15 protein-coding genes are annotated in these 17,401 nt (G+C 68.5%); 5 read left to right on the top strand and 10 right to left on the bottom strand.

The window, feature by feature from the left end; all coding sequences use genetic code 11:
- The first annotated feature begins 30 nt into the window (after window positions 1-30).
- Window positions 31-1,281 carry a beta-ketoacyl synthase gene (locus ED92_RS25150; RefSeq protein ID WP_037342398.1) on the top strand — a complete coding sequence of 417 codons (1,251 nt, stop codon included), beginning with the start codon at window positions 31-33 and terminating at the stop codon, window positions 1,279-1,281.
- Window positions 1,282-1,434: 153 nt separating this feature from the next.
- On the opposite strand, the gene ED92_RS25145 is transcribed toward ED92_RS25150, so the two are convergent.
- The 4 genes from ED92_RS25145 to ED92_RS25130 all read right to left on the bottom strand — a co-directional run bounded on the left by ED92_RS25145 (window position 1,435) and on the right by ED92_RS25130 (window position 6,785).
- Window positions 1,435-3,795 carry a cation-translocating P-type ATPase gene (locus tag ED92_RS25145; RefSeq protein ID WP_200882744.1) on the bottom strand — a complete coding sequence of 787 codons (2,361 nt, stop codon included), beginning with the start codon at window positions 3,793-3,795 and terminating at the stop codon, window positions 1,435-1,437.
- 65 nt (window positions 3,796-3,860) lie between these two features.
- Entirely contained in the window at window positions 3,861-4,454 is a 594-nt protein-coding gene (locus ED92_RS25140; RefSeq protein WP_037342397.1) for a hypothetical protein, read from the bottom strand.
- Between the two features lie 42 nt (window positions 4,455-4,496).
- Complete coding sequence (locus ED92_RS25135; protein WP_016336127.1) at window positions 4,497-5,000, bottom strand: DUF3145 domain-containing protein; 504 nt, start codon at window positions 4,998-5,000, stop codon at window positions 4,497-4,499.
- Between the two features lie 312 nt (window positions 5,001-5,312).
- Window positions 5,313-6,785, bottom strand: a complete 1,473-nt coding sequence (locus tag ED92_RS25130) for a S8 family peptidase (protein WP_037342396.1) — start codon at window positions 6,783-6,785, stop codon at window positions 5,313-5,315.
- Window positions 6,786-6,978: 193 nt separating this feature from the next.
- On the opposite strand from ED92_RS25130, the gene ED92_RS25125 reads away from it, so the two are divergent.
- Window positions 6,979-8,448, top strand: coding sequence for a hypothetical protein (locus ED92_RS25125; RefSeq protein ID WP_037342654.1), 1,470 nt, complete (start codon window positions 6,979-6,981; stop codon window positions 8,446-8,448).
- On the opposite strand, the gene ED92_RS25120 is transcribed toward ED92_RS25125, so the two are convergent.
- Window positions 8,445-9,818 carry an NAD(P)/FAD-dependent oxidoreductase gene (locus tag ED92_RS25120; protein ID WP_037342395.1) on the bottom strand — a complete coding sequence of 458 codons (1,374 nt, stop codon included), beginning with the start codon at window positions 9,816-9,818 and terminating at the stop codon, window positions 8,445-8,447. The two genes, ED92_RS25125 and ED92_RS25120, sit on opposite strands and share 4 nt — an antisense overlap.
- Before the next feature lie 156 nt (window positions 9,819-9,974).
- On the opposite strand from ED92_RS25120, the gene ED92_RS25115 reads away from it, so the two are divergent.
- Window positions 9,975-10,679 carry a histone-like nucleoid-structuring protein Lsr2 gene (locus ED92_RS25115; RefSeq protein WP_081975903.1) on the top strand — a complete coding sequence of 235 codons (705 nt, stop codon included), beginning with the start codon at window positions 9,975-9,977 and terminating at the stop codon, window positions 10,677-10,679.
- A gap of 54 nt (window positions 10,680-10,733) precedes the next feature.
- On the opposite strand, the gene ED92_RS25110 is transcribed toward ED92_RS25115, so the two are convergent.
- The 5 genes from ED92_RS25110 to ED92_RS25090 form a co-directional block, all read right to left on the bottom strand.
- Window positions 10,734-11,462 carry a lipoate--protein ligase family protein gene (locus ED92_RS25110; protein WP_037342393.1) on the bottom strand — a complete coding sequence of 243 codons (729 nt, stop codon included), beginning with the start codon at window positions 11,460-11,462 and terminating at the stop codon, window positions 10,734-10,736.
- Window positions 11,459-12,844 carry an NAD(P)(+) transhydrogenase (Re/Si-specific) subunit beta gene (locus ED92_RS25105; protein WP_037342392.1) on the bottom strand — a complete coding sequence of 462 codons (1,386 nt, stop codon included), beginning with the start codon at window positions 12,842-12,844 and terminating at the stop codon, window positions 11,459-11,461. Before ED92_RS25105 ends, ED92_RS25110 begins: the two co-directional genes overlap by 4 nt.
- Entirely contained in the window at window positions 12,841-13,140 is a 300-nt protein-coding gene (locus ED92_RS25100; RefSeq protein ID WP_016336134.1) for an NAD(P) transhydrogenase subunit alpha, read from the bottom strand. Before ED92_RS25100 ends, ED92_RS25105 begins: the two co-directional genes overlap by 4 nt.
- Window positions 13,140-14,246 carry a Re/Si-specific NAD(P)(+) transhydrogenase subunit alpha gene (locus tag ED92_RS25095; protein ID WP_037342391.1) on the bottom strand — a complete coding sequence of 369 codons (1,107 nt, stop codon included), beginning with the start codon at window positions 14,244-14,246 and terminating at the stop codon, window positions 13,140-13,142. Before ED92_RS25095 ends, ED92_RS25100 begins: the two co-directional genes overlap by 1 nt.
- A gap of 180 nt (window positions 14,247-14,426) precedes the next feature.
- Window positions 14,427-15,083, bottom strand: coding sequence for a TetR family transcriptional regulator (locus ED92_RS25090; protein ID WP_016336136.1), 657 nt, complete (start codon window positions 15,081-15,083; stop codon window positions 14,427-14,429).
- Window positions 15,084-15,172: 89 nt separating this feature from the next.
- Here ED92_RS25090 and ED92_RS25085 point away from each other — a divergent pair, with 89 nt between their 5' ends.
- Window positions 15,173-16,264, top strand: a complete 1,092-nt coding sequence (locus ED92_RS25085; protein ID WP_037342390.1) for a ferredoxin reductase — start codon at window positions 15,173-15,175, stop codon at window positions 16,262-16,264.
- Window positions 16,265-16,277: 13 nt separating this feature from the next.
- On the top strand, window positions 16,278-17,393 hold the full coding sequence (locus tag ED92_RS25080; protein WP_037342389.1) for an acyl-CoA desaturase: 1,116 nt from the start codon (window positions 16,278-16,280) through the stop codon (window positions 17,391-17,393).
- The last annotated feature ends 8 nt before the right edge of the window (window positions 17,394-17,401 follow it).

Genomic DNA, 17,401 nt, shown 5'->3' with positions numbered 1-17,401 from the left:
TTGATTGGCGCCGACCTTGGGGAGACTCCAATGAGCAACAACGACGTCGTGATCACCGGGATGGGCGCGACCACGCCGCTCGGCGGGGACGTCGCGTCCACGTGGGACGGCCTGCTCGCCGGGGCGAGCGGGATCCGCCGCATCGAAGCCGACTGGGTCGACGAACTCGAACTGCCGGTGAAGATCGGCGCCATGCTCGCCGTCGACCCGTCCGAAGTCCTGCCGCGGGTTCAGGCCCGGCGGCTGGACCGCTGTGAGCAGGTGGCGCTCATCGCCGCCCGCCAGGCTTGGGCGGACGCGGGTTTCGAGCAGCCGACCGACGAGCATCAGGATGTGGAACCCGAGCGCCTCGGGGTGACCATCGGTACCGGTGTCGGCGGTCCGGTCACCCTGATCTCCCAGAACGACCTTCTGCACAAGCAGGGACTCCGCAAGGTCTCCCCGCTGACCGTGCCGATGCTGATGCCGAACGGCCCCGCCGCTCACGTCGGGATCGACCTGAAGGCACGTGCCGGTGTGCACTCGCCCGCTTCGGCCTGCGCGTCGGGCGCGGAAGGCATCGCCGCCGGCTACGAGATGATCCGTTCGGGTCGTGCCGACGTCGTGATCGCCGGTGGTGCCGAATCGTGCATCCACCCGATCACCCTCGCCGGTTTCGCCCAGGCGCGGACGGTGTCCACCCGCAACGACGACCCGGCGAAGGCGTCCAGGCCGTTCGACGTGAACCGTGATGGTTTCGTCCTCGGCGAGGGCTCCGGTGTCGTGATCCTGGAGCGGGCGGACCGGGCCAAGGCCCGTAACGCGCGGATCTACGCGCAGCTGAGCGGGTACGGGATCACCTCGGACGCCTACCACATCACGGGCAACCACCCGGAGGGCGTCGGCCAGATCGCCGCCATGCGGCAGGCGATGACGATGGCCGGGGTCTCCCCGACCGACGTCGGCCACGTCAACGCGCACGCGACCTCGACGGTCGTCGGCGACGTCGGCGAGGCCGCGGCGATCCGCAACGCCATCGGCGAGCACGTCGTGGTGACCGCTCCCAAGGGCGCGCTCGGCCACCTGGTCGGCGGCGCGGGCGCGGTCGAGGGCATCGCCACGATCCTGGCGATCTACCACGGGCTCATCCCGGCGACGCTGAACCTGGAGAACCTGGACCCGAAGGTGCAGCTCGACGTCGTCTCCGGTGAGGCTCGCAAGGTGGAGCTGAGCGCGGCGATCAGCAACTCGTTCGGCTTCGGCGGGCACAACACGGCGCTGTTGTTCACCCCGGCGGCCTGATTTCAGTACGTGAAGGCCCCCTTCACTGCGTCTAGCGCGGTGAAGGGGGCCTTCACGTATTTCGGGGCGCTGCGGTGCCGGATGTCATGAAAGGGCCGTTCAGGACGAAAGATGTCCTGAACGGCCCTTTCATGACACTTGCGGGAGCGGCGGTCAGGCGTCCTGGCGCTTGACCAGATACCGCCCGGCCCACCAGGCGATCTCCACCAGCACGATCCCCACCCCGGCGCAGGCGAAGGCCGACAGCGTGTACGCGCTCACGCTCGGGTCCAGCGCGAAGAACTTCTGCGTGAACGGGATCAGGAACAGCGCGAGGGTCAGCACGACCATCCCGCCGATCAGCAGGATCTTCCACCAGCGGTACGGCCGCGCGACGATCCCGAGCACCCACAGCGCGATCGTGATCAGCGTGATCAGCGCGGTCGTCCCCGCCTGGATCTTGTCCAGTTCGGACTGACCGGATCCCTTGTACACCAGCAGATAGCTCACGAACGTCGCGGTGGCGATGACCAGCCCGGCCGGCACGGCCATCCGCATCACCCGGCCGACGAAACCGGTGCGGGCGCGTTCGTTGTTCGGCGCCAGCGAGAGCACGAAGGCGGGCAGGCCGATCGTGAACCACGCCGTGATCGTGATGTGCCTCGGCAGGAACGGGAACGGCACCTGCGCGATGCCGACCATCAGCGCCAGCAGTACCGAGTAGACCGTCTTGGTGAGGAACAGGTTCGAGACGCGCTCGATGTTGCCGATCACCCGCCGCCCCTCGGCGACGACATGCGGCAGGGTGGCGAACTTGTCGTCCAGCAGCACGATCTGCGCGACCGCGCGGGTGGCCGGGCTGCCGGCGCCCATCGCGACGCCGATGTCCGCGTCCTTCAGCGCGAGGACGTCGTTCACGCCGTCACCGGTCATCGCGACGGTGTGCCCCTTCGACTGCAGCGCACCGACCATCGCGCGTTTCTGCAGCGGCGTCACACGGCCGAAGACGGCGCGATCCTCCACGGTGTCGGCCAGCTTTTCGGCGTCATCCGGCAGCTTTCGCGCGTCGACGGGCTTGTCCGCGCCCGGCAGGTCCAGGGTGCCCGCGACGGCGCCCACCGAGATCGCGTTGTCGCCGGAGATGACCTTGACCGCGACGTTCTGGTGCGCGAAGAAGTCCAAAGTGTCCTTCGCGTCGGGGCGGACCTTCTGTTCCAGCACCACGAGCGCGACCGGTTCGATGTCACCGGGGCCCTCGGCCGCGTCGACGGCCCGTTCGGCACGGCCCAGCAACAGGACACGCAGGCCGCGCGAGCCGATCTTCTCGGCTTCCGCCCGGTGTTCCCCCTCGGGCAGCAGGACGTCGGCCGCGCCGAGCACCCAGTCGCCGTCGCCGCCGAACGACGCACCGCTCCACTTACGCGCCGAGGAGAACGGCATCGTCGTGGAAACGCGCCAGCCCGGATCGGTCCGGTACGCCTCGGCGATCGCCTGCAGGCTCGCGTTCGGACGAGGATCCGCGGCCGCGAGCGCGGCCAGCGCGTCGTCCACCGGGTGGCCCGGGGTGATCTCGCGGACGTCGGAAAGCCGCATCGCGTTCTCGGTGAGCGTGCCGGTCTTGTCCGCGCACACCACGTCGACCCGGGCGAGGCCCTCGATGGCCGGGAGTTCCTGCACCAGGCACTGGCGCTTGCCCAGCCGGATGACGCCGACCGCCAGCGCGACACTGGTCATCAGCACCAGGCCCTCGGGCACCATCGGCACGAGCGCCGCGACCATGCCGCGCAACGCGTCCGGCCACGCCTGGTCGCCCGCGAGCTGGTTGTAGATGGTCAGCGCGCCCGCCGGGATCAGCAGGTACGTGATGAACTTGAGGATCTTGTCGATGCCTTGGCGCAGCTCCGACTTCACCAGGGTGAACTTGCTGGCCTCCGCGGCCAGTTTCGCCGCGTAGGACTCGTCGCCGATGATGTCCGCGCGGTAGGTGCCGCTGCCCGCGACGACGAAGCTGCCGGAGAGCACCTTGTCACCGGGCTGCTTGACCACCGGATCGGATTCACCGGTCAGCAGCGACTCGTCGACCTCCAGCGCGTCGGCCGTCAGCGCCGGGCCGTCGACGACGATCTTGTCGCCGGGCCCCAGTTCGACGAGGTCCCCGAGTACGACGTCTTCCGGGGCGATCTCGGCGCTCTGGCCGTCACGGCGGACGGTCGGCTTCGCCTGTCCGACGATCGCGAGCCGTTCCAGGGTCCGTTTCGCCCGGAGCTCCTGGATGATGCCGACCGCGCTGTTGACGATGATCAGTCCGCCGAACAGCCCGTCGATGAAATACCCCGTCGACAGGATGAGCACGAAGAGCACACCGTAGATCGCGTTGATCCGGGTGAAGACGTTCGCACGGATGATCTCGCCGGTGGTCCGGCTGGTCTTCGTCGAGACCGTGTTGGTCTGGCCCGCGGCCACCCGCTGGGCGACCTCTTCGCTGGTGAGCCCCCTCGAGGCGTCGGTCAGCAGGGCCGGCTGATCTATTGCCATGCCCGCGACTCTATTCCGCCCGGCCCACTCCCGCGTCAGCCTCGGGGACCATGTCGTCCCTTACTTCAGCATCTTTCGTGTTCGGGGTTGGTACCGCCGTCGGTCGTGTCGACGCGCCACGACCCGCTCTCCAGCCGCAGCGGCAGGACCAGCCGCCACCGGATGCATCCCTCGGGCAGGTACACCGGCGCGTCTTCGACGTCCTGCGTACTGGTGAAGGCGACGAGCACCCGCAGCGTGGTCGGCGCGCCCGGCTCGATGCGATAGACGAGGATGCTGCCATCCTTAGTGGACTGGAAGTCCTTCTTCCACTCCGCCGGGGTCTTGCTCTTGGCCCGGTCACGGCTGACCACCGAAGTCCACTTCGGATAGTCACGCTCGTTGATGGAATCGAAATACCCCTGCAGTACCTGGCGGACGCTCTGGTACTGCGGATGCGCGAAGACGTCGGGGGTCACTTCGACGACGGGCGAACCCGGCTGTTGCTCCGGGGCGACCGACGTCGGCGACTCGCTGACGACCGGCTGGGTGGGCTCGGCCTCCGGGCGTTTGTAGAGATCGCGTGCCAGCAGCCCGACGCCGACGGTCAAGGAGATCACGACCACGAGGACGGGGATCAGCCACCGCTGGCGAGAGAGGGGGCGAGGCTGGGCGGTCACCCTGAAAGGTTAGCCGCCCGCCTCTTCCGTCTTCACCGGCGTCTACCCGACTTGATGCAGCCAGGTGACCGGCGCACCGTCACCGGCGTGCCGGTACGGTTCGAGCGCTTCGTCCCAATTGGCGGCGAGGAGCTCGTCCAGTTTGTGCGCCAGCGATTCGCCGGAGCGGACCTTGCTCACCAAGGCGCGCAACTGGTCCTCGCCCACGACGATGTCGCCGTTGGCACTGGTCCTGCCGTGCCACAGGCCGAGGCCCGGAGCGAAACAGAACCTCTCCCCGTCGACCCCCGCACTGGGCTCTTCGGTGACTTCGAACCGGATCATCGGCCACGCCTTGAGCGCGGACGCCAGCTTGCCGCCGGTGCCCGAAGGCGCACGCCAACCACATTCGGCGCGGAGCTGTCCTGGACTGGCGGGCTGCGCCGTCCACTTCAACTCGACTCGGGCACCCAGGGTGCCCGAAATGGCCCACTCGACGTGCGGACACACCGCAGACGGCGACGAGTGGACGTACACCACGCCACGGGTGTTGCCACGGGTGCTCACTGCTGACCTCCGCTACTCGACGAGGGGCGTCTTCCCCTACGACCTCGCGAGCTGCGCTGGTCAGGTGGCTCGTGCCGCCTCCCGGTACGCGTGAGCACATTGTGCACCCCAACTGTGCTGTTTGGCCACATGAACACCACAAGTCGCACCTGATTGGGACGCGAGACTCCTGCGAAGGCCCCCTTCTTTCGGCTGAGCCGAAGAAAAGATCCCTTCACGCGGGTTAACCCGGGGACGGCAATTGTGCCCCCATGCCGTGAAGGCCTCCTTCCCTACTTTGAAGGTAGGGAAGGAGGCCTTCACGGACTTGGCTCAGCCCTGGGCGCCGAGGGACTTCGCCGCGGCGAAGGTGTCCACGAGACCCGTGCCCTTGTCGAAGCTCGACGTGTACGGCCCGGCCGCGACGTACGGCGAACCATCGGCGAACTTGTACGCGGTGCCCTTGATCGCGGCCTCGATTTCACCGGGGCTCGCGTTCGGCGCGACCTGGAACAGCTGCGCGACGATCCCGGTGATCTGCGGCGCCGCCATCGAGGTCCCGCTGATCACGTTGTAGGTGGCGAGATCCAGGAGCCCCGGGCCGTTCTTGGGCTGCAGGCCCTGCGTGCAGATCGGCTGCGTCGGGCGGCACGACGAGAGGATGTTCTCCCCCGGCGCGGAAACATCGGGCCAGCTCGCCTGGCTGCTCTTGAGACCACGCGAGGAGAAGTCGGAGACCGTGCCGTCACGGGTTTCGGTCCCCTGGTCGTTGAACGACGCCACCGAAAGCACACCCGGCGTCTGGTCCTGCCCCGGCGGGTTGGAGAGGTTCGCCGAACCGTCACCGCCGTCGTTCCCGTTCGCCCACACCGTGACGACGCCTTCCGCGGCGAGCGCGCGCTGCAGCTTCACCGTCGCCGAGTTCGGGTCGAAGGCGCCGCCGCCGCTGGGACCGTAGGAGTTGTTGGTCACCTTGATCGGCGGGCACACCGACGCCGCGACGCCCGCACCGCACGGAGCCTTGTGGTTCTCCAGCACCCAGTTCAGCGCGGCGTCCGTGCCCAGGACGAGCAGCGCGGCCCCCGTCGAGACCGAGACGATCTTCGAGCCCGGTGCCGAGCCGCCGACCTTGGTGCCGTCGGTCAGCGTCAGCCGGTTGCCCGCGGCGATGCCGGTGACGTGCGTGCCGTGGCCGCCCAGGGAAAGGGTGTCGGTGTCGACGGAGGTCGGGACGTCGACGATGCAGTTCGTCGCCGTGCCGTCGAGGCAGAGACTCTTGAGGCTGCGCACCACCCGCGTCTTGCCGTCGGCGCCCTTGAACGCCGGATGCGTCGGGTCGACCCCGGTGTCGATGATCGCGACGGAGACGCCCTTGCCGTCCACGGGAGCACCGCCGGCGTCCTTGAGCTGTGTCTGCGTCTGCAGGCTCCGCGTCGCCGTGGTCCCGGCGCTGCCGTGCGCCTTGAGCTTCTCGTTTCCTTCGACGTAGGTGACCCCGGCGGCCTTGCGCACCGCGCGCACCTGGTCGGCGGTGCCCCGGACGGCGACGACGCCGATCTTCGAAAACGAGGTGATCTTCGCGAGCCCGGCCGAGCGGGCGGCGCGTTCGGCGGTGGCGACGTCGTCGGCGTGCACGAGCGCGGTCACCCCCGCGGTACCGGTGACGGCCGAGAGCAGGCGGGCTAGTCCGGGGGCGACGGGTGCCGACGGTCCGGCGGCCTGCGCGGGGACCATCCCCGCGGCAGGGACGGCGAGCAGGGCGACGACGAGCGCGGCGCGTCGACGCCAGGGTCGGGATACGGCCATTGCGTTTCTCCTGGTGACAGGGGGCAAGGAACTGTCACCTACCAACGAGTACCACCCGGACGGGTGACGGTGCTCACGTGCATTACAACTTTTCGGAGCAACATCACGGCGCCTACCTGGGACGTGTCTCCGCGTTAGTCCGGATGGAGGCGCTAGTTTGTGCACCGAGACCGACGAGATGGGGAGGGGTTCGGTGCGACTCGTTCGCCTCGCTCAACAGCCGTCCCGGGTGGCCGAGGACGTCCGCGCCGCGCTGGCTTCACTCGGCCGGGGCAGCAACGTCGTCGGCGGGGTCGCCCTGATCGGCGCCAGCCCGGTCGAGGGACGGCCCGTCGAAGCCGTCGTGGTCATGCCGAAGGGTGTCCTCATCGTCATCGGTGTCGACCTGCCGGACCCGGCACTGAAACTCGAAGCCCCGCTCGGCGGACCGTGGAAGGCCGACGGCTGGCCGCTGGTCCACGGCGACACCTCGATCAACCCGGCCACGGACGCGCTCTCGCTGTCCGCCGCGTGCACGCACAAGATCGCGGACGTCGCCCCCGCCGCCGGGCCGATCGGCACGATCATCGCCGTCGGCCCCTACGTGGAGACGGTCGACCAGCCTGCCGCGGATCTCGCCGGTTCGGTCCGCGTCCTCTATCCGACGGCGACGACGATGCTCGCCGCGACGGTCTCGCTGGCCACCGCGCCCCGCCCCCGCTCGGTGCAGCAGGCGCGGGACCTGATCGCCGCGCTCGCCCCGGACGCGCCACCGATGCCCGAGGAGATGCTGCTCGGGGAGGGGTTCAGCGCCTACTCCGACGACGAGCCCACGGTGATCCGCGAGAACCCGCTCGTCGCGATCGCGCCGACGGTTCCGGTCCAGCATCCGGGGAAGGGGAAGAGACCGGCGAAACCGGCGGTGCCGCCCGTTCCTCCCGCCAAACCCGTACCGCCGGTCAAGGCCGCTCCTCCCATTCAGCAGGCCACGCCCGCGAAGCCCGTTCCCCCGGTTCGGCAGACCCCGCCGCCGGCGGCGGCCGCCGCTCCCGCACCCGCCGAGTCCGCACCGAAGTCGCCGCGGCAGTCCAAGACCGTGAAATGGCTCCCGGTCGCCGCGATCGGTCTGCTCATCGTGTTGCTGGTGGCGGCCATCAGCGTGGCTTCCGGTGGCGACGACACCGCGTCCACCCAGACTCCCCCGCCGACCCCGGCGACCAGTCCCCCGCCGCCGAGCAGCAGCGCGGTGGAGAACATCCAGTTCACCTCTCGGGCGTCGGCCGCGGACCAGAAATGCGCGTCCCACGCGTACGGCGACGTCCAGTCGAGTCTTCAGCAGACGAGTTGCTCCACGGTGAAAAGGGCCAGCTTCGCCAGTTCCATCGACGGCCGGGCCGCGGCGGTGACGATCGCCGTCGTGGAATTCCCGAACACGGAGCAGGCGAACGCGTTCAAGGCCATCGCCGACAACCCGGGTGGCGGCGGCATCCTCGATCTCGCCACCGAGACCAACCAGTGGCAGGGCGAAGTGCCGGTGTTCGAAGGCGCCGCCTACCAGAGCAGCCTGGACGGGAAATCGGTCCGGTTGATCCAGGTGGTGTGGCTGCCGGGACCGTCCACTCCGGACGATCCCGGCCTCGTGCGCGGTGCGAAGGCCGCGCTCGAACTGCCTGTCAACGGCTAGAGGCCGTACGCCTCCAGCAGGCGCAACCACACTTCACTGATCGTGGGGAACGACGGGACCGCGTGCCACAGCCTCGGCAGCGGGACCTCCCCGACGATCGCGATCGTCGCCGAATGCAGGAGTTCGGCGACGTCCTGCCCGACGAAGGTCGCGCCGACCAGGACGTCGCGTTCGGTGTCGACGACGAGGCGCGCCTTGCCCGCGTAACCGTCCGCGTGCAGTGACGAACCCGCCACCGCGATGTCGATGTCGACGACGCGATGCGGTTTGCCCTCCTCGGGCCCGGCGAGCCCGACCGAAGCGACCTCCGGGTCGGTGAAGACGACCTGCGGGATGGCGTGGTGATCGGCCGTGGCGCTGTGCGCGCTCCACGCGGCGGAGTCGACCGGTTTGCCCGCCGCCTGCGCGGCCACCGAGTCGCCCGCGGCCCTGGCCGCGTACTTGCCCTGATGGGTCAGCGGCGCCCGGCCGGTGACGTCCCCGACGGCGAACAGCCAGTCACCGTCCACAGCGGACACACGGCCGTTGTCGTCGGTCGTGAGCGGCGCGCCCGCTTCGAGCCCGAGCGTCTCCACGCCGAGCCCGTCGGTCGCCGGGCGGCGGCCGGTGGCGACGAGCAGCTCGTCGACGATCAACCGGTCGCCGCCCTTCAACGCCAGTTCCTTACCACCGTCCACAGCGGACACGGAGTCGAGACCGGAGCCGGTGTGCACGGTGACGCCGGCTTCGCGGAGCCCCGCGATCACGGCGTCGCCCGCGAATTCCGGCAGCCGCGGCAACGGACGCGCCCCCGAGATGATCAAGTGGACTTCGGCGCCGAGCGTGGCGAAGGCCTGCGCCATTTCGACTCCGACGACACCGCCGCCCAGTACGCCGAGGCGGCGCGGGACCGCTTCGGCCGAGGTCGCCTCACGCGAACCCCACGGCGAAATCGTGTCCAGCCCGGGGATCGACGGTGTCCGCGGGACACTGCCCGTGGCGACGATCACGGCGTGCCGCGCGGTCAGCTCGTCACCTCCGTCGACCGTGACCTTCCGCTCACCGGTGATCCGGCCGTGCCCGCGGATCGGGACGATCCCGACGCCTTCGGCCCACTTGACCTGTCCGGTGTCGTCTCCCTTGCCGGTGAACCAGTCCCGCCGCGCGAACACCGCCGCCGGGTCGACCGCGTCGCCAACTGGGACACCGGGGACCCGTTTGGCGGCGGCGAGGAGGTTCCCCGGCCGCAGCAGCGCCTTGCTCGGAATGCAGGCCCAGTAAGAACATTCGCCGCCGAAGCGTTCGTGTTCGACGAGCGCGACCTGAAGGCCGCCTCGTGCCGCCCGTTCGGCGGCGACCTCGCCGACCGGGCCGCCTCCGATCACGATCACGTCAAAAGTCTGTGCTGACATGCATTCAGCGCACACCACCGCGCAGCTTCGCGCAACCTGCCGCTATCCTCGTGTCGCTGCGTGAGTCATCAGCCGCGGGTTCAGGTTTCACCGTGCCGGTTACGCAGTAGAACGATCGAGCGCGGGAGGTTTTTCATGGCCAGGAACACTGCTGTGCATTTGCTGGATGATCTGACCGGCGAGGCGGCCGAGGAAACGGTCGCTTTCGGTTTGGACGGAATCGCTTACGACATCGACCTTTCGGCCGACAACGCCACCGCACTCCGGGAAATCCTGCGTGCCTATGTGGAGAACGGCCGCCGGATCGGCGGACGCAAACTGCGGCCGCGGGTCGTGCAGCGCCCCAAGGGCGCGCGGGTGTCGAAGTCGACCCCGAAGACCGCGGCCACCGCGGCGAAGGCCGAGGCGAAGACGGCCGCGAAGCCGGGCCGCAAGCCCGCCGCCAAGGGTGTCGCCGGCCGCAAGCCCACCGCCGCCAAGAAGGCCGCCGCCCCCAAGGCGGAGGCGAAGACTCCCGCCAAGACCACGGCGAAAGCCACCGCGGCCAAGGCGAAGACGACTCGCGGCGCGGCGGCGAAGACCACGGCGGCCAAGGCTCCGGCCGGCCGCGCGAAGGCAGCCGCCGCGGCGAAGACTCCGGCCAAGACGGCAGCGAAGACAACCGCCAAGACGACGGCCACGAAGGCCGCTCCGAAGGCCGCCGCCGCGAAGACGGCCGCCGCCAAGGCGGCACCGAAGGCCGCGGCCAAGGCTCCGGCGAAGAAGGCCGCCGAGCCGAAGAAGACCACGCGCGCCGCCCGCAAGGTGCCCGCCGTCACTTTCTCGGCCACCGAAAAGTAGTTCATCGAAAAGGCCCTTTCGCGATATTCGCGAAAGGGCCTTTTCGTTTTCAGTTCATTTACGCTGAGCGCCTTCGGCATGCCATTCCGGGTAGTGGTACCGCGTGTGCTGGAGCGAGCGGTGCCACTCCAGCTCCTCGTCCGAGGGCTTCCGGGTGGCGAGTTCACCCAGTTGCGCGGCCGCCGCCACGCGGACGGCGGCCGTGACGTCGGCAACACCTTTACGCAGGCCATGTTCGGCGAGCGACGCGACCCGGCTCCGGTGGGAGTCGAGCGGACGGGGATCCGCGGGTGCCGAAGTGAGGTACCGGCCGACCCGTTCGGCGGCGGTCGAAACGAGCAGGGTGGAGTGCGCGAGCAAGCCCGTTCTCGTCCGGAAGACGGCGAAACCGCACAGCTTCGCGTCACCGACGAACAGACCTCGATCACCGAGCCGCGACGGCAGCCCGAGTTCGGCCACCGTCGCGGTCATCAGTTCCCCGAGTGCTTCGAGCGGTCTGTGCGACGGCCCCGGCAGGACCAACGTGACGTTGAGGTTGCCGGGATCGTGGAACACGGTGCCGCCACCGCTGGCCCGGCGCAGCACCGGGACGCCGTCGCTCGCGCAGACGTCGGCCTTGACCTCGCGTTCGATCTTCTGCCCCCGCCCCACGACCACACAGTCGGTGTTGCGCCAGATCCACAGGACCGGCGCCTCCGGTGCGGCGCGCAGGAGGGCTTCGTCGAACGCGAGGTTGTCGGCCGGGTCGTCGAACGAGGCGACGACTTCCGAAGGACCGATCACAGTGCTTTGAGTTCCTCCACGATCTCGCCCACCGACGATTTGGCGTCGCCGAAGAGCATGCTGGTCTTCGCATCGTAGAAGAGCTCGTTGTCGATGCCGGCGAAGCCCGAGCTCATCCCGCGTTTGAGCACGATCACCGACCGGCTGTGGTTCACCTTGAGGATCGGCATCCCGTAGATGGGCGAGCCCGGATCGGTCTCCGCGGCCGGGTTCGTGACGTCGTTCGCGCCGATCACCAGCGCGACGTCGGTCTGGGCGAACTCGGAGTTGATCTCGTCCATTTCCTTGAGCTGCTCGTACGGGACGTCGGCCTCGGCGAGGAGCACGTTCATATGCCCCGGCATCCGGCCCGCCACCGGATGGATGGCGTACGCGACCGTGATCCCCTTGGCCTCCAGCAACTTCGCCATCTCGCGGACGACGTGCTGAGCCTGCGCGACGGCCATGCCGTATCCGGGCACGACCACGACCTTGTTGGCGTACGCCATCTGGATCGCGGTGTCGGACGCGCTGGTGCTGCGGACCGGCCGGACCTCGCCGGAGCCACCGCTCGCGACCGCCGTGCCGCCGCCGAACCCGCCGGCGACGATGGCCGGGATCGACCGGTTCATCGCCTTCGCCATCAGGTTCGTCAGGATGGAACCCGAGGCGCCGACGATCATGCCCGCCACGATCAGCGCGGTGTTGTCGAGCGCGAGCCCCATGGCCGCCGCCGACAAACCGGTGAGCGCGTTGAGCAACGAGATGACGACCGGCATGTCCGCGCCGCCGATCGGCAGCACGACCACCACACCGAGGACGCCCGCCGCGACCAGCAGGCCGATCATCAGCAGTTCGGCGTCGCCGCCGCTCGCGATGACGACCGCGAGCACGATCGCGGCGATCAGCACCAGCGCGTTCACCGGCTGCTGCAGTTTGCCCAGGGTGATCGGGCGGCCGGAGATGAGCTCCTGCAGTTTCCCGAACGCGATGTTCGAACCCCAGAAGGACACCGACCCGACGATCGCGGCGAACAACGACGCGATCGCGACGTACGCCGGCTCGTGCGTGTAGCCCTCGGTGGTGCGGAACTCGACCCACGCGATGAGCGCGACCGCCCCGCCGCCGACGCCGTTGAACAGCGCCACCATCTGCGGCATCGCGGTCATCTTCACCTTGCGCGCGGACGGGACGCCGACGACGACACCGATCGCCACGCCGAGCGCGATGAGCAGCCAGTTGCTCATGCCCGGCGTCAGCAGCGTCGCGATCACCGCGATGCCCATGCCGACAGCGGCGATCCAGTTGCCGCGCACCGCGGTGCGCGGACCGGTCAGGCCCATGAGGCCGTAGATGAACAGTGCGAAGGAAATGATGTAGAGGACGGCGATGAAGGTCGTCACTTGTCACCACCGTCTTCCGGCTTCTTCGCCTTGAACATCGAAAGCATCCGGTCGGTGACGAGGAAGCCGCCGACCACGTTGATCGTGCCGAAGGCGATCGCGATCACCAGCAGGACCTTGTTCAGCACGCCGTCCACCCCGAGGCCGAGCACGATCAGCCCGCCGAGCAGGACGATGCCGTGGATGGCGTTGGTCCCCGACATGAGCGGGGTGTGCAGCGTGTTGGGCACCTTGGAAATGACCGTGAAGCCCACGAATCCGGCGAGTACGAGGATCGCCAAACTGCCGACGAGCATCACTCGCCTCCTTCTTCTTTTCCGGCGACACAGGCCCCGGCGACGATCTCGTCGGAGAAGTCGAGCGCGAGCTTGCCTTCTTTGTCGACGAGCAGTTCCAGCAACTCGGTGACGTTGCGCGCGTAGAGCTCGCTGGAATGCGCGGGCATCTCCGCGGCGAGGTTGAGCGGCGAGCAGATGGTGACGTCGTGCTCGACGACCTCCTCGCCCGGTTTCGTCAGCTCGCAGTTGCCGCCGGATTCGCCGGCGAGGTCGACCACGACACCACCGGCGGGCATCCCCTTCACCGCGTCGGCGGTGACGAGGACCGGTGCCTTGCGGCCGGGGACGAGCGCGGTGGTGATCACGACGTCGAATTTCGTGATCGCCTCGGTGAGCCTGCGTTGCTGCTCGGCCTTCTCCTCTTCGGTCAGCTCGCGGGCGTACCCGCCTTCGCCGACCGCCTCGATGCCGAGGTCGAGGAATTTCGCGCCGAGCGACTTCACCTGCTCGCCGACCTCCGGCCGGACGTCGTACCCGGTGGTCTGCGCGCCGAGCCGTTTCGCCGTCGCCAAGGCCTGCAACCCCGCGACACCGGCGCCGAGAACGAGCACCTTGGCCGGGGGCACCGTTCCCGCGGCGGTGGTGAGCATCGGGAAGAAGCGGGTGAGCTTCTCCGCGGCGAGGAGCACGGCGCGATAGCCCGCGACACTGCTCTGCGACGACAACGCGTCCATCGCCTGCGCGCGGGAGATCCGCGGGATCGCCTCGACGGCGAAGGCGCGGACGCCCGCCGCTTCGAGCGCGGCAATCCCCTCGGGATCACCCCGCGGATTCAGGAAGCCGATGAGGATGGTGCCCTGTTTGAGCTTCGCGACTTCGGCCGCGCTCGGAGGCGCCACCTTCACCACGATGTCGGCATCCCACGGATCGCCGATCACCGCGCCCGCCTGCTCGAAGGTCTCGTCGGCGAGCAGCGCGCCGGCGCCCGCGCCGGGCTCGACCACCACCCGCAGTCCGCGTCCTGAAACGCGCTCGATGAGTTTCGGTACCAGCGCGATGCGGCGTTCACCTTGTCCGGTTTCCCGGACCACGCCGACCGTGAGCTGCTCGTTCTCTGCCGCCACAGGCGACCTCCTCGCTGGAGAGGACCACACGAACCCGCACTTCTTACCACGCCCGGCCGACAACTTTCCTGGCTGAACGTATCCGGACGGCATCTTTCCGTGACATCACTCATCACGATCGATCCAGCCATCGATCCAGGTGCGCGACGTCATAGGCGCGCTATGGCAACGATTTCCGCATCACGGAACGCTGCGCCAGTTCGGCACGCCCAGGAAGATCAGCCGCAGCCGCCGTTCGGCCGTGCGGACGATCTCGTCGTCACGTGAAGGTGTTTCGAGCAGCTCCAGCACCGTCGTGAGCATGGTCGTGACGATCAGGTCGGCGAGCAGGTGCAGGTCTTCGGTGCTCCAGTCGCGGAGGAAGTCGAAACGCGCGAGGTCGACGGCGAGTTCGCTGACGAAGAGCTTGAGTTCGAAGCCGATCGCCTGCCGGACCGGGCCGGTGCCGCCGTAGCGCTCCCTGGTCAGGAAGTGGAAATGGTCCTCGTGCGCCCGTACGTGCTCACGCAGGATGCGCACCGACGAGCGGATCATGTCGTTGTACGCCGACGGCCTCGTGCGCGCGGAGCGGATCATCGTGCGCAAGGTGCGCATCGACTCCTCGACCAGCGCCACGCCGAGCTCGTCCATCGACGCGAAATGGCGGTAGAACGCCGTCGGCACGATGCCTGCCTGTTTCGCGACCTCCCGCAGGCTGAGCCCGGAAAACCCGCGTTCCGCGACCAGGTCGAGCGCCGCGTCCAGCAGTGCCTGCCGGGTGCGTTGCTTGCGTTCCTGCCGGGAAACGGGCTCGGTTGTCACGACGGACAGCGTAATCGCCTCCGCGCTATCACCCACGTCACATCGCCGTCCTCTCGCGTTGACAAGCGGGATCTTCACCACTTCACTATTCAGTGTACAAGCGTTCACTGAATTTGGGAGAAGTGATGACGGCACTGGTACCGCGCAGGGCCAGGCGGCTGGCCTCGCTGGCCGAGGCCCTGCTCACGCCCCACGGCATGGACCGCTACCTCGAACTCGTCGACCCGATGCTGATCCGCCGCGAGATCCGCGGCCAGGTCACCGGCGTCCGGCGGCAGACACCCGACACGGTCACGCTGACCATCCGGCCGAGCCGGGCCTGGCGCGGCCACCTCGCCGGCCAGTACGTGCGGGTGACCGTCGAGATCGACGGCGTCCGCCGCACCCGCTGCTACTCGCCCGCCGGTTCGGAGCACGACGGGACACTGGAACTGACCATCAAGGCCGACCCCCAAGGCCTGGTCTCGCGGCACCTGAACCGCACGGTCACCGTCGGTTCGGTGCTCGGACTGTCCACTGCGGACGGTGAGTTCACCCTGCCTTCGCCGCGACCGCGGCGGATCCTGCTGCTGAGCGGCGGAAGCGGGATCACGCCCGTCCTGTCGATGCTGCGCACACTGGCCGACGAGAAGTACGAGGGCGATCTCGTCTTCCTGCACTACTCCAACGGCGCCGAAGACGCCCTCTACCGCACCGAACTCGCCGACCTCGCCCGCCGCCTCCCCGGCTTGCGGGTGGTACACGCGTTCACTCACGCCAAGACCGGCGGCGACCTGCACGGCTTCTTCTCGAAGGAGCACCTCGCGGAGGCCGCTCCGTGGTACCCCGACGCCGAAACCTTCCTGTGCGGTCCGAAGCCGCTGATGGACTCGGTGCGCGAGGTCTTCGAGGCCGACGGCCTGGGTGCACATCTGCACACCGAGGAGTTCACCCCGCCCGCGCTCACCTTCGACACCGAGAACGCCGAAGGACAGGTGCGCTTCGCGCGCAGCGGCCGCGAGTTCGCCAACTCCGGGAAACCGTTGCTGGAGCAGGCGGAAGAAGCCGGCCTGAGCCCGGAACACGGCTGCCGCATGGGCATCTGCTTCTCGTGCACACAGATCAAGACCTCCGGTTGCGTGCGCAACGCCAAGACCGGCGAGACCTCCAGCGAAGAGAACGAAGAGATCCAACTCTGCATCTCCGTCCCGGTCGGGGACGTCGAGATCAACGCTTAGAAAGGAGCGGGCCATGACCGGCTTGCAGGACAAGCTGACCCCTCAGCAGGTCGAGGACTTCGGCCGCGAACTGGACGAGATCCGGCAGCGGATCGTCGCCGACCTCGGCCAGGTGGACGTCGACTACATCCACAACGTCATCAAGACCCAGCGCGCGCTCGAGGTCGCCGGCCGCGGGCTGCTGTTCGCCGGCTTCTTCCCGCCCGCCTGGGTCGCCGGCGTCGCCGCGCTTTCGGTGGCGAAGATCCTCGACAACATGGAGATCGGCCACAACGTCATGCACGGCCAGTACGACTGGACGCGCGACCCGGCGCTGAGTTCCCAGAAGTTCGAGTGGGACACCGTCGCGCCTTCGGAGAACTGGCGCCATTCCCACAACTACATCCACCACACCTACACCAACATCCTCGACAAGGACCGCGACATCGGTTACGGCATCCTGCGGATGGACCCGGCGCAGAAGTGGAACCCGTACTACCTGGGCAACCCGGTGTACGCGACGCTGCTCGCGCTGTTCTTCCAGTGGGGTGTCATGCTGCACGACCTCGAGGTCGACCGGGTCGCCAAGGGCGAACGCACCTGGGCCGAGAACAAGCCGGTGCTGCGGAAGATCGTGCGCAAGGCGGGACGTCAGGTCGGCAAGGACTACGTGCTCTTCCCGCTGCTGACCGGTCCGCTCGCGCCGCTGACCTTCCTCGGCAACGCCACCGCGAACCTGACACGCAACCTGTGGGCGTTCTCGATCATCTTCTGCGGGCACTTCCCCGCCGACGTCGAGAGTTTCACCGAGGAGGAGACCGAGAACGAGTCGCGCGGCCAGTGGTATCTGCGGCAGATCCTCGGCTCGGCGAACATCACCGGCGGCAAGCTGTTCCACGTCATGACCGGGAACCTCTCGCACCAGATCGAGCACCACCTGTTCCCGGACATTCCGGCGCGCCGCTACCCCGAGATCGCGGGCGAGGTGCGGGCGATCTGCGAGAAGTACGGCCTGCCGTACAACACCGGCCCCCTGCACAAGCAGCTGTTCTCGGTGGCCAAGAAGATCGTGAAATTGGCCCTTCCGTGGAACGGTGAGCCCCGCACCCCGGCTACCGTGGAGAGCGACAAGACCCTCCGAGCGGCTTAAGGTGTCTG

The organism is Amycolatopsis sp. MJM2582, assembly GCF_000754115.1.
Classification (GTDB): Bacteria; Actinomycetota; Actinomycetes; order Mycobacteriales; family Pseudonocardiaceae; genus Amycolatopsis; species Amycolatopsis japonica.
Note: the sequence above shows the minus strand (reverse complement) of the source record. Positions and strands in the feature narration are given on the sequence as shown.